Origin of the sequence: Duganella sp. Dugasp56 (genome assembly GCF_047304105.1) — a bacterium.
Classification (GTDB): domain Bacteria; phylum Pseudomonadota; class Gammaproteobacteria; order Burkholderiales; family Burkholderiaceae_D; genus Rugamonas; species Rugamonas hordei.
Genome location: NZ_JBGLYQ010000011.1, coordinates 1 through 14,179, shown reverse-complemented (window position 1 = coordinate 14,179; position 14,179 = coordinate 1). Strand labels below are relative to the sequence as shown.

General features: G+C 61.6%; 10 protein-coding genes. 5 read left to right on the top strand and 5 right to left on the bottom strand.

The features are described 5' to 3' along the window. Nucleotides 1-59: 59 nt before the first annotated feature. Complete coding sequence (locus ACCD07_RS09535) at nt 60-794, top strand: hypothetical protein (RefSeq protein WP_413447187.1); 735 nt, start codon at nt 60-62, stop codon at nt 792-794. Between the two features lie 101 nt (nt 795-895). Here ACCD07_RS09535 and ACCD07_RS09530 read toward each other — a convergent pair whose 3' ends face one another. The 3 genes from ACCD07_RS09530 to ACCD07_RS09520 are packed head-to-tail and all read right to left on the bottom strand — an operon-like array spanning nt 896 to nt 6,365. Further along, nucleotides 896-3,937 (bottom strand): efflux RND transporter permease subunit, encoded by a 3,042-nt coding sequence (locus tag ACCD07_RS09530; protein WP_413447186.1) that lies wholly within the window; start codon nt 3,935-3,937, stop codon nt 896-898. Beyond that, nucleotides 3,934-5,007 carry an efflux RND transporter periplasmic adaptor subunit gene (locus ACCD07_RS09525; RefSeq protein ID WP_413447185.1) on the bottom strand — a complete coding sequence of 358 codons (1,074 nt, stop codon included), beginning with the start codon at nt 5,005-5,007 and terminating at the stop codon, nt 3,934-3,936. The genes ACCD07_RS09530 and ACCD07_RS09525 overlap by 4 nt, the downstream gene beginning before the upstream one ends. Beyond that, nucleotides 5,004-6,365, bottom strand: a complete 1,362-nt coding sequence (locus ACCD07_RS09520; RefSeq protein WP_413447184.1) for a TolC family protein — start codon at nt 6,363-6,365, stop codon at nt 5,004-5,006. The genes ACCD07_RS09525 and ACCD07_RS09520 overlap by 4 nt, the downstream gene beginning before the upstream one ends. A 231-nt stretch (nt 6,366-6,596) precedes the next feature. On the opposite strand from ACCD07_RS09520, the gene ACCD07_RS09515 reads away from it, so the two are divergent. Genes ACCD07_RS09515 through ACCD07_RS09500 form a run of 4 tightly spaced genes read left to right on the top strand, consistent with a single transcriptional unit; the run spans nt 6,597 to nt 12,314 of the window. After that, nucleotides 6,597-7,250 carry a response regulator gene (locus ACCD07_RS09515; RefSeq protein ID WP_413447183.1) on the top strand — a complete coding sequence of 218 codons (654 nt, stop codon included), beginning with the start codon at nt 6,597-6,599 and terminating at the stop codon, nt 7,248-7,250. Next, nucleotides 7,247-8,629: a sensor histidine kinase gene (locus tag ACCD07_RS09510; RefSeq protein WP_413447182.1), complete on the top strand. Its 1,383-nt coding sequence runs from the start codon at nt 7,247-7,249 to the stop codon at nt 8,627-8,629. Before ACCD07_RS09515 ends, ACCD07_RS09510 begins: the two co-directional genes overlap by 4 nt. 56 nt (nt 8,630-8,685) lie before the next feature. Next, nucleotides 8,686-11,292: a TonB-dependent receptor gene (locus ACCD07_RS09505; RefSeq protein ID WP_413447181.1), complete on the top strand. Its 2,607-nt coding sequence runs from the start codon at nt 8,686-8,688 to the stop codon at nt 11,290-11,292. 26 nt (nt 11,293-11,318) lie between these two features. Continuing rightward, on the top strand, nt 11,319-12,314 hold the full coding sequence (locus ACCD07_RS09500; RefSeq protein ID WP_413447180.1) for a YncE family protein: 996 nt from the start codon (nt 11,319-11,321) through the stop codon (nt 12,312-12,314). 264 nt (nt 12,315-12,578) lie between these two features. Here ACCD07_RS09500 and ACCD07_RS09495 read toward each other — a convergent pair whose 3' ends face one another. Then, complete coding sequence (locus ACCD07_RS09495; RefSeq protein WP_413447179.1) at nt 12,579-13,376, bottom strand: hypothetical protein; 798 nt, start codon at nt 13,374-13,376, stop codon at nt 12,579-12,581. Between the two features lie 73 nt (nt 13,377-13,449). Beyond that, nucleotides 13,450-13,992: a cytochrome b gene (locus ACCD07_RS09490; protein ID WP_353403434.1), complete on the bottom strand. Its 543-nt coding sequence runs from the start codon at nt 13,990-13,992 to the stop codon at nt 13,450-13,452. Between the last annotated feature and the right edge of the window lie 187 nt (nt 13,993-14,179).

Genomic DNA, 14,179 nt, shown 5'->3' with positions numbered 1-14,179 from the left:
CAAGCCTGGGATACGCTGATTTCAGGACAAGTCGTTACAATTTAAAGGGGATACCAAAGATGAAAACCAGCCATATGCCCACCGTGAACCCGCGATACTGGACTGCCATAACGCTGGCCAGCATTTGCGGTACAAATCTTGGCGACCTTTACGCCCACACCACTCACTTCGGCATCGTCCAGGGGCTACTGATACTTTGCGCGATTGCTGCTGCCGCTTTTATCGCGGAACGCAGCGATAATGCGGCCCATGAAAGCTATTATTGGCTCGTCATTATCATTATTCGTACCGGCGCCACGAACATCGCAGACTATCTGGCGTTCCGCGTCCATGTACCGATGGTCCTTCTGATTGCTGGCTTGGCGGCGACGTTGGGCGTCCTGGCGTGGAAAGCAAAAGCTGGGGAAGATGCCCAAACTGCTCAAGCACCTATACTGCCAGATACCGGCGGCATCTATTGGGTCGCCATGCTCATCGCTGGAGTATTCGGCACGGTTCTGGGCGATGTCGTTTCGCACGCTGTCGGCCAGGGCATCGCCTCTCTTGGCTTGGGATTCATCCTTGCTTCGGTAATGTGGTGGCGGAAAAACGGTGTTGCGACACCCGGCATTGGGCTCTATTGGTTGACTGTGGCGACCGCGCGAACTGCCGGCACGGCCATTGGCGACTGGCTGGCGGAGAACAAGATCATGAATCTTGGCCTGCCGCTGTGCACCGCGATGACCGTGTGCGCCTTCCTGTTCATCTTGCTGGCATTCCCGGGGAGACGGGCAGCGAGGGTCACACCTGCTTGACGAACGACATAGGGACACCCTTCCCGAGGGGCGGGTGTTTCAGTTCGGCGTTCAGCTCGCATCAGGTCTCTTGGGGGCGTAAGAACGGTCTGGACCGAAGTTTATGCCTTGTTCCGGCTGCGCGTCACATGGGCCAGCACCGGCATCAGCAATAGTACCAGCGGCAGCTGCACCACCAAACCGGAGATGATGGCGATGGCCAGCGGTTGCTGCATTTCCGAACCCTTGCCGATGGCAAAGGCCAGCGGCAGCAGCGTCAGGATCGCCGCCAGCGTGGTCATCGCAATCGGGCGCATGCGGTTGATGCCGGCTTCAACCAGCGCTTGTTCCATCGGCATACTGCGCACCAGTTCCTGTTGTTCAGAGTAGTAAAAGATCGCCACCTCGGTCGCCATGCCGATGATCATGGTCATCCCCATCATGGCGGAAATATTCAGCTCAGTTCTGCTGACCCACAGACCTGCGAACACCGCCGACACCGCCAGCAGCGCCGTCACCAGTATCGACAGCGCGATGCGGAAGCTCTCGTACATAAACAACAGCAATAGAAACACCAGCGCGGCCGCCGCTGCGAACACCACCAGCAAGCCCTGGAACGCGATCTGTTGCTGCTCGTAGAGTCCGCCCAGCGTGAAATACGCGCCGGCCGGCAACGCATCCGGCAGAGCCATCGTTTGCTTGACGTCGGCGATGACCGAGCCCAGATCGCGCCCGCTGATGCGCGCGGTCACGGCAACCATGCGCTTGAGGTTTTCGCGGGTGATCTGCGGCTGGCCGGTGACTGCCTGCATCGTCGCCACCCTTTGCAAGGGAAACAGGTGGCCGTCCGGTGCGCGAATTTGCAGTTGCAGCAGCGCCGCATCCGTGCTCCGCAAGGTCTTGGGTATCCACAGGCGCAGGCCCACCATTTTCGGGCCGGTGGCGACGCGCGTCGCGACCACGCCGTTCAACATCGCATCGACCGATTTGCTGATCGCCTCGACATCGGTGCCCTCCTGTGCCGCCTTGGTCGGGTCGATATGAATGAGCAGCGCGTCGCCGGCCGGATTGATGCCGTTGCGGACATCGACCACGCCACCAATTTTCGCGATGCGCGCGGCGACTTTCCGCGCCGCGAGATTCAGCTGCCCTGTCGTGTCGGCGAAGATCTTGATCTCCACCGGCTGCGGCACCGCCGTCAGGTCGCCGATCAGGTCTTCCATCAACTGCGCCATTTCAATCGTCAGGCCGGGCACGTCGCGTTCGACGCGGCTGCGGATATCGTCCATCACCGCTTCCACCGGGCGCCGATTGGCCGCCTTGAGGCGGATGAAGAAATCGCCACTGTTCGCTTCGCTCAGGCCGCCGCCCAGGCCGGTGCCCGTGCGGCGCGAGTAGCTTTCCACGTCGGGTGTGCTGCGCACGATCTGCTCGACCTGGCGCAGCAGGCGGTCGGTTTCAGACAGCGCTGTGCCGGGCTGACTGCGGTAATCCAGTACAAAGCCACCCTCGTCCATCGCCGGCATAAAGCCCGAACCGACCGCCCGGGATGCCAGGAAGCCGACCATGACCAGCAGCGCCACCGCCGGCAGCACCAGCAGCGGGCGAAGGAACAGTGCCTGCAACGTTCTGCGGTAATGCCGCTGCATCCATCGCAGCAGGCGCGATTCCGCATGCGGCTCGGCGTCGCGCGCCCTGAGGAAGCGCTCGGCCAACAGCGGAACGGCCAGCCACGTCAGCAGGAAAGAAATGAACAGGGCCGCCGCCATGGTCAGGGACAGCGCCTTGAAAAAGGCGCCGGTCACGCCACTGAGGAAAGCCAGCGGCGCAAAAATCACCAGCGTCGAGCCGCTGGACCCGGCCAGCGGACGGGTAAATTCGATCGCCGCCGACACCACGCGTTCGTGCATTTCCCCCTGCCCGCCCTGCAGCCGGCGCACGATATGCTCGATCATGACAATCGCATCGTCGATGATCAGCCCCACTGCCGCCGCCATGCCGCCCAGCGTCATGATGTTAAAACTCATGCCCAGCACCGACAGCAGCAGCACCGTGCTGGCCAGCACCGCCGGCACCACCACCACCGCAATCATCGTCACCTTGACGTTACGCAGAAACAGCAGCAGCACCAGGGCGGACAAGCCGATGCCGATCAGCACCGCGTCGCGCACGCTGGTCGCCGATTCCGTCACCAGTTCGCTCTGGTCATACCAGCTGGCGATGCGCACGCCTGCCGGGATATTGCGCTGGTACTCCGCCAGCCTGGCCTTGATGTCGGCGGCGATCTGTACGCTGTTGCTGCCCGGTTGCTGGTATACCGAAAACAACACGGCATCGCGGCCATCGGCGGTCACCCGTGTCCATTCCGGCACCACCGCCTGCTCCACCGTACCGACGTCCGCCAGCCTCACCATGGCGCCGGCGGCGTTGCGTAGCACGGTCTGGCGAATCTGGGCCAGGCTTTGCAGGCGGGCGTCGGACATGACCAGATACAGCTTGTAGTGGTCCTCCAGCCGGCCAACCGCCGACAGCACATTGCTCGCCGACAGCGTGCGCGCCACCTCGTCCAGCGTCAGGTCGTGCGCGCGCAGTCGGGCTGGATCGACCGTCACCCGATACTCCTCCAGCGCGCCGCCCATGGTTTGCACGCTGGACACGCCATTGACGCTGGACAGCAATGGCCGCAGCTGATATTCCGCCAGATCGCGCAACTGCACCGGCGACAGCGTGCTCGACACCAGACTGTAGGCGATGATCGGAAACACGGTTGGATCCATGCGCCGCGTCGTCATCTGCGTGCCCGCAGGCAGTTGGCCGAGAATCTGGGCGATGGCGGCGTTCACTTCCAGCGTGGCGCCGGCCATGTCGCGGCCCCAATCGAAATTGATCGATACTTCGGCCGAGCCGCGGCTGGTGGTCGAACGCAGGTTGCGCACGCCCGGTACGCGCCGCACCGCCTCCTCCACCGGCCGCGTCACCAGCATTTCCATCTGCTCCGCCGGTTGATCGCCCGCATCGAGCGACACCACTGCGCGCGGGAACGAGATGGTCGGGAACAGTGACACCGGCAGGTGGAAGGCCGCCACCATCCCCGCCATGGCCAGCATCAGCAGCAGGAACAAGATGGATCGGCGGTGTGACTGGGCCCATGCCGCGACGCTCATGGCGTGCTCCCGCGCACGACATCGCCGTCTTGCAGTTCGTAATTCCCCAGCACCACCACCGGCAGTGCCGCGTCAAGCGCGCCTGCGACACCCAGCGTCTGGTCCGCCTCCACCAGCTTGCGCACGGCCACGCGGCGGGCCCTGCCCTTCGCCACCTGGAACAGGTAGGCGCCCTGATCGTCAACCAACACCGCTTGGCGCGGCACCGACCAGGCGGAACGGGTGCCCAGCTCGATCAGCGCCTGGACGTGGGTGCCGACCGGCAGCCGCGCTTGCGCCGCGGCGGGAAGCATGGCGATCGCGCCGGCCATCTGTGTCTTCGGATCGACCATGTTCTGTATCGAGGCAATCGTGCTAGCGACCGCCGGCGCGCCGTCCTGAAGCGGGACAAGCGTGATCTTCATGCCGGATTTCAGTTCGGCGATGCGCGCAGGCTCGACCGCAAGGAGTACTTTCATGGTATCGGTGCGTCCGACCTGCACAATGGTGGCGCCGGCCGCCACGCGGTCGCCCTGCGCCACCGGGACGGCGACGACAACGCCGTCGAACTGCGATGTCAGATTGACCATGCCGTGGGCGCCGTTCAGGTGCTCCTGTGCCGTCAACATGGCTTTCGCATCTGCCTCCGCCTTGACGGCGCCGTCAACCTGGGATTGCGTGGACAGCTGCAAAGCCAGCAGCTCCCGCTGGCGTTCGAGCTCACGCCGGGCGAATGTCAATGCGCTGGCCGCCTGCTCATACGCCACCAGTACATTCGGATCGCTGGACAGGACGGCAAGCAGATCGCCGCGGCGCACAGCTTGCCCGGGAGCAACAGCCATCCGTGCCACCTGCCCGGCCTGGGGCTGGCTCTGCGACTCGACCTTGCCCGCAGCAATGTCGCCGAACGCGCTCATGGTCAAAGGCATGGGTTGTATGCTGGTTTTGACTGTCTGCACCAGCACACTGCCACCGCCGGTCTCGTCGCCGCCAGCCGCCGCGTTCGCGCCGCCCGGCTGAGCGTACCACCAGGCGCCGCCAGCGGCCAAGGCCAGCAACAGCGCGGCACCGATCAAATTCTTCCGGGTCATGGTTGAGTACTTTCAAGGTTGGTGATATCGATGCCGAGCAGGGTGCGTAAGCCGATCCGCTGTTCCAGCAATGCTTGCTGAAGGCCAATTATCTCCAGCTGCTTGGCCAGCAGCGCCGAGCGCGCCAGAGCATAGGCCAGCACATCGGCATCGCCGGCGCGCAGGGCCTTGTCGCTGCGCGCCAGCACATGTACCTGTTCCTGCAAGTCGGCGTCCAGCCTGGCGGCCTGCGCGAGGTTGAGTGCCTGCTCATCCAGGATGCGCTGGACATCGTTGCGCGCAGCCTGCACCCGCACCTGGTATTCGTCGTAAGCCTTTTGACGGGTGGCCTGTTCGATCGCGATGTTGCCACGATTGCGGTTCAGAAATGGCAGCGACATGCTGATGCCGATACCGCTCGAATACACGTTACTGGAGTCGCGCGCGCGCGTAAAACCGAGGTTTATCGCGGGGAACTGTGCGAGTAGCGCGCCGCGATAACGCTGGTCTTCTGCCTGATAGGCAGTTTGCAACGCGCGCAGGTCGGGACGCCGCTGGGCAATATCGGCCAGCGCCGACTGCACCAAGGTCGCATCCACGATGCCGACCTCGCTGCCTTGCTGCAGTACCAGCACGGTGTCGGGCGCGATTCCGAGCAAGGCGTTCAGTTCATGGGCGGCTTGGTTTTGCAATTTCTTCAGGTCAAACAATTGGCGGTCGACATCCTGCAGCGCCGCCAGATTCGGCGTGACCGCATCGCTGTTGAGCAAGCCGCTATCGAGCGCCTGGCGAGTGCGCGCATAACGGTCGGCGAACACCTGGCGGGTATCGTTCAAGACGGCCATCTGCTTGCGGCCCTGCACGACCTTGACGAACAGCAGTTGTGCTTGCGAGGCCACCTGCCACTCCTGCCACAGCAGCGTGAGATCGGTTTTGGCCGCATCACGATCGGCCGCACGGTGGAGCGCGCCATGCGTCAGCAGGCTGGTGATGTCATAGCTCAGACCAGCGCTGAACGCGCGGGTCGCCCCGATCCCGCCGCTGTTGGACAGATCGCCGCTGAGGGAGAGCTGCGGGTCGGGCAGCAAGCCGGCAGAGAACGATTGCGCGTGCGAGATCATCACATCATCGCGCACCAGCCTCAAATCAGGATTGTTGACCACGGCCAGCATCGCCACTTCGACGATATCGAGGCCGTCGTCGGGATGAAAACGGTGTGCCGCCATCGGCGGAAACGGCAGGCTGCGCGTATCCACCACCAGGTCGGCCGGCTTGCCCTCCCGTAACGGCAGCGGCTGGTAGCTGGAGCAAGCCGACATCAATACGCCAGCCAGCAGCGGGCCGCACCGCAACAGCGGAATTTTCAATGCCAGTAACATAGGTGGGATCCAAGCAGAGCCAACAATGAGTGCAGCTTACTTGCGGAAGAATTAAGTGCACGTTAAGCCGCGACCGAACGCCGCGGCAGGCGATGCAATGCCATGTTCTCGCCCCTACCTGTCTTTCAGCTAAGTTTGCTGTAATCAAGCCTACATATTTGCTTGCCATACTTGCCGCTTGTTCAAGGTGCCGGATCGTCCGGTGCTCGCCAAGTCAAAGGATGGTCCAGCGTGCGCGTACTACTGGTGGAAGATGATGACATGGTGGGCGAGGCGATGCAGTTGGCGCTGCGGCAGGCACATTTCGTGGTGGACTGGATCCGCGACGGCAGGGAGGCGCTGGAGGCGCTCTTCGCCAACTACGATATGGTGCTGCTCGATCTCGGCTTGCCGGGCTGCGACGGCCTGACCGTCATGCAAGCGTTGCAGAAGAATGCGCCGTTGTTGCCGGTGATGATAGTCAGCGCCCGCGACGCGCTCGGCGACCGGGTGCGCGGACTGGACCTTGGCGCCGACGACTATATCCTGAAGCCTTTCGACATGCCGGAACTGCTGGCGCGCATGCGCAGCGTGCAGCGCCGCTACCGCAAGCAGAACGAACGCCACATCGGCACCGACGCGATCCGGCTCAACCTCGACTCCCTGTGCATGTGCGTGGGCGAACTGGAGGCCCCGCTGTCCCAGCGCGAAGCGTCGCTGATGCAAGCCCTGCTCGCCAGGCCGGGAGCTATCCGCTCGCGCGAAGCGCTGGAGCGCGAGGTGTATCATGGCGACGATGAAGTGTCGAGCAATGCGCTGGAATTCCTGATTTACTCCATCCGCCGTAAATTCGGCCAGTCAACCATCCGCAACGTGCGCGGCATGGGCTGGGCGGTAGCCAAATGAGGCACCTGCGGTCACTGCAAGCTAGACTGGCGTTGTGCCTCACCGGCGTGATGCTGGTCGCCGCCGGCATCGCCGGCACCGTGTCCTACCGCACGGCCTTCCATGAAGTCAACGAGCTGCAGGACGACCAGTTGCGCCAGATGTCGGCGCTGGCGAAGCGGCGGCACATGGCCACGCCTTACGGCCTGCAAGACCTGGACAACCACGTGGTGGACGTTGGCGCACGCATCATAGTCCAGCTGCTGCACAACGGTGTCTGGGGCGAAGTGGAAGGCGGCGCGGTTCCACTCCCGCTGGCGGTCGGCGTTGCAGACGGCTTGCAGACCTTGGAGGTGCAAGGCCGGCAGCTGCGCCTGTTCATTCGCACCCTGCCCGGTGGCGATCGCGTGGCGGTCAGCCAGAGCACCGCAGTCCGCGATGAAGTGGCGCACAACGCCGGCAAGACCACCATCGTCCCCATCGCCGTGCTGATTCCAGTCCTGGTGCTGGCAACGATCGCTCTGATACGGCACATGCTTGCACCGGTCATGCGCCTGGCCCACGAACTGGACCGGCGCGGCGAGGATCAATTGACCGCGCTCGACGACCGCGACGTGCCCAGCGAAGTCCTGCCATTCACCGCCGCCATCAACCGCTTGCTGCATCGCGTCGAGCAGACGATGGCACAACAGCGGCGTTTTGTCGCTGATGCGGCCCATGAATTGCGAACACCGCTGACCGCCATTTCGCTACAAGCGGAACTACTTGCCAGCCTGAATCTGAGCGAGCAGGCCCAGCCCAGGTTGCAATCCCTGCAACGCGGCATCTTGCGGGCCCGCCATCTGGTCGCCCAGTTGCTGCTGCTGGCCCGCCTGCAAGGCCGCGATCCCTTGAGCAGGGATACCGTCGCGATCGGCGCGGTATGCCAGAACGTGCTGGAGGACCTGCTGCCCCTGGCCGACCAAAAGCAGATCGCTCTCACCGCCAGCGTGGACATGGCTTGCAATGTGCAGTCCAACGCCATGGACTTGAACGCCGTGCTGTGCAACCTGATAGACAACGCCATCCGCTACACCCAGGCAGGGGGCCAGGTGGACATCCATATCGAATACATCGCTGCGGCGCTGCACATAAGCGTCAGCGACAACGGACCCGGCGTGCTGGAGCACGAACGAGAGCAGGTGCTGTCGGCATTCTATCGCGGCGCGGCAGTCACCGAATCCGGTTCCGGCCTGGGACTGGCGATCGTCCACAACATCGTCCAGCGCATGGCGGGGACGATCACGCTGAGTTCCAGCCTGCCCGATGGCAGCGGCTTGACGGTGCGCATTGTCCTGCCCATCGCGCCTTCGGCAAGCTCCGGCTCGCCCCGATCAGATCAGCAAAGCCGCACCCACTGACGCCTTCCCTTCCTCGCCCCAGCCACGGACCTACTTCATTTTCAGCGAAAGCACGTATGCAAACCAGACCATTCCAGCAAGCCATCCTTCCCGCTCTCATCAGCCAACTGTTCCTGATGCCGGCCTACGCGGCCGACCCGGCCGATCCAGCACCGTCCGGTGACGCTATCCAGGTGATAGTGGTGGATGCCCAGCGCGCGACCAACTCCAATGCCCGCCAAGCCCAGGAGCAGGCTCCCAACCTGATCAACTTGATGACGGCGGCGGAGATGCGCAAGCTGCCGGATGTGAACATCGCCGAGTCGATGCGGCGCATTCCCGGCATCTCGCTGGAGACCGACACCGGCGAGGGACGCTTCGTCAATATCCGCGGTCTGGACGCCGATCTGAACAGCACGACCTTCGGCGGCCTGCGGCTTCCGCCATCAAACAACGCCTCGCCGTTCGGCGGCGGTCGTGCGGTGGCGCTGGACGCGATTCCCACGGGCCTCGTCGGCGCCATTACGGTTACCAAATCCAATCTTCCTGAACAGGATGCCGAAGCGCTGGGCGGCACGATTGAAATCACCCCGAAAACCGCGCCGCGCAACGGCAAACCCTTCCTCGAAGCGCGTATCGGTACCGGCCGCGAATCGCTGCGCGGCACGAATATCGCCGATCTGTCGCTCACCGCCGGCACCCGCTTCGGCGGCGGCGAACCGGGCAAAGGCGGCGCAGCGGCCTATTCGGACCATCCCTTCTCGATCGTCGCCACGGCGGCTTACTATGAGGACAAACGCGGCATCGACGACGTCGAACCGGCGTTTCTCGACGATGGTATCCACTCCCCTTTGACCTACGCCGGCTGGGATCAGCGATGGTACCAGTATCACCGTCGCCGCCATGGCGTCGGCCTGGATCTGGGCTACCAGCCGGATGCGCACAACAGCTATTACCTCCGCGGCTTCGACGCGGGCTACACCGAGTCGGTTCTGCGCCAGCGGCTGACCGTGACGCCGGACGGCAACCCGCAGCCCGCCGCCAACGGCTTCATCGACGGCATGGGCGCCAATGGCTTCGACAAGACCTTACGCGACGAGCAAGAAACCATCAACAACAAGATCTTCGTGGCCGGCGGCAAAAACCAACTGGAACACGCGGTGCTGGACTACCGCCTTGGCTATACGCGCGGTTCCTACAACAAGCTGCATGACTACAATTCCGATTTTAACTACACGCCCTCTGCCACGGCCACCGTCAGCTATGCCAATAGCGGACCGGGCAACGTGCCGGCGTTTACCGTGAACGGTGCGGACTATCTGAATCCGGCCAATTACGGCTTGGTCAAGTTCCAGAACAGCACAACCGACATATCGGACCACGAATGGTCGCTGGCCGCCAATCTCAGATGGGATACCCGCGTAGGCGGCTACGACGAGGAGAGCTTCAAGGCAGGCGCCAGCGCCCGGCTGCGCAAGCGCGTGGTGAACGGCCAGCCCTATTCGTTCGCCAATCTTCCGCCATTGCCGCTGACCGCGGCGGCGGGAGGTCCCGGCATCGTGTTCTATGACGGCCTCTATCAGAATGGTCCGCAGTTGATGCCCGGGCTGCTGCAAAGCCTGTATGGCAGCAAGCAGTTCGTGTCCGCCTCCGACGTCCAAAACGCCGCGCTTCAGTATTTGCAAGACAAGGAAGACGTCTACGCAGGCTACGGCCAATACCAGATGCGTTCCGGCCCACTGGGCATCACCGCCGGCCTGCGGGTGGAGACGACGCGTGCCAACTACGCGGCCAATGCCAAGGGCAGCGACGCCGACGGGAATACCCTGATCCAGCCGGACAGCCGGGACCGCAACTACGTCAACTGGTTCCCCAGCGTGCAGGCACGCTATGAACTTGGCGGGGCGACGTTATTGCGCGCGGCTTACTCGTCGACCATCGCCAGGCCCGGCTTCAGCCAGGTATCGGCTTCGCTCAATATCGACCCGGGCGCCAACACCGTCACCCGCGGCAATCCCGACCTGAAGCCGACCACGGCAAATTCGTTCGACCTGTCGCTCGAACGTTATTTGCCCAACGCCGGCATTGCCTCCATCGGCATCTTCGACAAGGAGATCAGCCATTACATCGCTGCCAGCCAGACCAGCCAGACCTTCCCCAACAATGGCTTGTTTGCCGGTTTTGTCGGCGTCGCCCACGTCTACTCGTTTGCCAATGTCGGGAAGTCGACCGCGCGCGGCCTGGAGCTGAACTATGAGCAGCGCTTCACCACCTTGCCTGGTTGGCTCGGCGGCCTTGGCGCCAGCGCCAACTATACTTTTGTCGATTCGCGTTTCGAAATCCGTCCCGGCGAAACCTCGACCCTGCCATCGACTTCACGCAACACGGTCAATGCAGCCCTCTTCTATGAAACCGGCCCATGGAATCTGCGTCTGGGAATGTACTCCTTGTCGCGCAACCTGTGGGCAATCGGCAGCAGCGCGCCGCTCGACGTGTACGCCGAACGCCGTACCTCGGTCGATTTCGGCGGGTCATACGCACTCAACAAGCACGTGTCGCTGTATATTAACGCCAAGAACCTCAGCGACACGCCGCTCAAGTTTGCCGAAGGCACTACGAATCGCACCATCCAGCGGGAATACTACGGCGCCACCTATCAGGCCGGCGTCAACCTCACCTATTGACCTTGCCCACCATTTTGAACCATGACATGAAACACACCACGCGCTTTGCCCACACCCTGCTTGCCCTGCTGCTGGCTCCTTTCCTCACGCCGTGCAGTACGGCGGCCACGCCGGATTATGCCGTCCATGACCGCATCGCCTTGAGCGGCGACGGCAAATGGGACTATGCCAGCATCGACGCCAGCCAGCACCGGCTGTACGTCACCCATGGCAACCAGGTCCAGGTGGTCGAGCTGGCTACGCATAAAATGGCGGGTGCCATCACCGGCACCGAAGGCGTGCACGGCGTCGACTTCGCACCGGAACGGAACCTGGGCTTCACCAGCAATGGACGCTCGGACAGCGTCACCGTCTTTGCGCTCGACAGTCTGGCCGTCAAGCAGCAAGTCAAGGTCAGCGGAAAAAATCCCGACGCGATCCTTTACGTTCCGCAAGCCCATCAGTTGTACACCTTCAATGGCGGCAGCGCCAACGTAACAGTATTCGATGTGCCTGACATGCGGATCATCTCCACCATCAAAGTCGGCGGCCGACCGGAATTTGCCGTGAGCGACGGCGCCGGTCGCATTTACCTCAACATTGAGGACAAAAATGCGATCGAGGTGATCGACATCGCGGCCGGCAAAGTCGTCGCGCACTGGCCACTGGCAGGCTGCGAAGAGCCGACTGGACTGGCGCTCGATATTGCCCATGCGCGGTTGTTTACCATCTGCAAAAACAAAACGGCGATGGTCGTCGATGCGCGGGACGGGAAACACGTGGCCGACTTTGCCATCGGTGCCCATCCCGATGCCGTCGTCTACGACGCCGCGACAGGCCGCATATATGTCTCCAACGGCGACAGCGCCACGCTGACCGTGGCCCAGCAGCTATCGCCTGATCGCTATCGCGTACTGGCCAACGTGCCGACCGCTGCCGGCGCGAAGACGATGGCATTCGATCCTTCGACCAAGTACGCCTATTTGCCGGCGGCAATCGACGGCACATTGAAGGTGCTGGTGGTCGCTCCCGCAGACAAATAGCCCATGCGATCGGGCAATCATCCTTGATACGCTACCACCCGGGCAGTAGCCCCGTCTAACGCGTACTAGCGCGATTCTCGCCTCCAATCGCTAGCTCGTCTTGTATCTGCTTTCCCTATCTCCTCGCCCCGTCAATCACGATGAGAAAAGTTAACATCCCGCTGTGGTCATTTTAAAATAGCTTCAGGTGTCTCGACTGAGACGCGACAGAACCCTTGAGTCAGGGGTCGAGCGTCGTTGAAATTTCGCGTAAATTTTTCGTTCTCAGTCGGGGCGCGTCACGGTCCAAAGTACTGCGGCCCGAAACAGGGCCAGTCCTTCAGGGCGCATTTGTTCAAACGTGTCCTGCCAGAGGAAAAAGCTCATACGCCGGGCCGGAGCCAGGAACTCGCTGTTCATCGTCGCACCCTTCTCGTACGCGAAGATTGCGGCCTTGTCGGGCTCACCGCGCAAGGATGCAATGGTAATGGCGCCCAGACCCGGCTTACCCCAATTCATCTTCAGATTTTCATCGCTCAGTACATTTTGGATGCCAGCTGTCAGGCCCGCCGCCAGCGGATGCGGCGCATTGACTAACCAGAGAAAACGTTGATTATCATCGGTACCATAGTCACGACCATTTTTGAGCGCCGTCATGCCAAGCTCACCTAGCAGATCATTTTCAAAGGTAATCAGCGGAACCTCCAGATAGCGATATTTACTACCAACATCAAGCGCATCGACCGATTCGGAAATGATGATCAGATCCTGATTCTGAGCGGCTTCCAGCGGCGTGCTTTCATCGGCAGCGGTTACCGTGAAGCCTAACGACTTGAGAAAATCAATGACCTTGTTGTCATTGCGGCGCCAAGCTTCCAATGCCGGTATGCGTTTGGGGTCTGCCGGTGGCGGCACCGTAGCCTTGACTCTTTCCAGCTTGGTCCGGTTATAAACATAGAGCACTTTTTTGCCGTGCGCGGCCGCTGGATCCACCGTCGCGGCAGAGGAAAAACCAGATAGGCCAAGCAGCACGATGCCGAGTGTGATGCAGGCGGAAGCGAAAGCGCGACGCAACGTATTCATGTTATTTTTCCCCAAGTAGTGGTGGTGGTAGCAGCAAGCCAAAAAGGAGTATGCGTCCCGGGTTGCCGGGAATTTATGCGTCGATGACTTTTGAGTCCTCAATGCGGCCAGGAAGCATTCGCCTGAGCACGTCGTCTTTCCGGATAAAGTGATGAACCAGCGCTGCTGCTGCGTGCAGACCGACGACGGCAAGAATGACGTCCGCCACGGTTGCGTGAATGAATTCGATCTGGTTTTTCAGCGCTCGGTTAGCCGGATCGAAAGCAGGAATTTTGTACAAATTGAAGATGACATCACCGCGGCCCCAAACATTCGCCAGGCCCAGGATCACTTCTGCAAGGATCAGTGCATACAAACTGAGATGAACCAGTCTGGACATGAATGGTAGTAGCCCCGTCGCAGAAAAGCGCTCGCCATGTCTGGCGCGCCACCAGAGCCGATACAGCATCACGAAACCAAGCAATAAGCCCACCCCCATGTGAATACTGCGCACAGTAATCTTCGGCGGTCCTTTGGGAAAAAAATCGATAATCTGCGCGCATCCCCACACCAATGCAAGCAAAATGACAACCAGCCAATGCAGACGGATGGTCTTAGGGTCATATCGTGTTGGCATTTATCGGAGCCCTCTCTTATTGCTATTGCGTCGGCAGCCAAATATTTTCATATCCGAAGAATACGCGGCGAACCTGAATGAATCCTGAAAAAAACTTGAAAATACTGGCATCTGTATATGGACTCCTCCTCGTTTGCAAACATTCCGTCTTTGACTTTCAGGTACGACTGCTCACGTATATTCGGTC

Coding starts and splice junctions, on each gene's coding strand:
- ACCD07_RS09495 (WP_413447179.1), bottom strand. CDS start 13,376: ATGAATACGTTGCGTCGCGCTTTCGCTTCCGCCTGCATCACACTCGGC.
- ACCD07_RS09530 (WP_413447186.1), bottom strand. CDS start 3,937: ATGAGCGTCGCGGCATGGGCCCAGTCACACCGCCGATCCATCTTGTTC.
- ACCD07_RS09490 (WP_353403434.1), bottom strand. CDS start 13,992: ATGCCAACACGATATGACCCTAAGACCATCCGTCTGCATTGGCTGGTT.
- ACCD07_RS09525 (WP_413447185.1), bottom strand. CDS start 5,007: ATGACCCGGAAGAATTTGATCGGTGCCGCGCTGTTGCTGGCCTTGGCC.
- ACCD07_RS09520 (WP_413447184.1), bottom strand. CDS start 6,365: ATGTTACTGGCATTGAAAATTCCGCTGTTGCGGTGCGGCCCGCTGCTG.
- ACCD07_RS09535 (WP_413447187.1), top strand. CDS start 60: ATGAAAACCAGCCATATGCCCACCGTGAACCCGCGATACTGGACTGCC.
- ACCD07_RS09510 (WP_413447182.1), top strand. CDS start 7,247: ATGAGGCACCTGCGGTCACTGCAAGCTAGACTGGCGTTGTGCCTCACC.
- ACCD07_RS09505 (WP_413447181.1), top strand. CDS start 8,686: ATGCAAACCAGACCATTCCAGCAAGCCATCCTTCCCGCTCTCATCAGC.
- ACCD07_RS09500 (WP_413447180.1), top strand. CDS start 11,319: ATGAAACACACCACGCGCTTTGCCCACACCCTGCTTGCCCTGCTGCTG.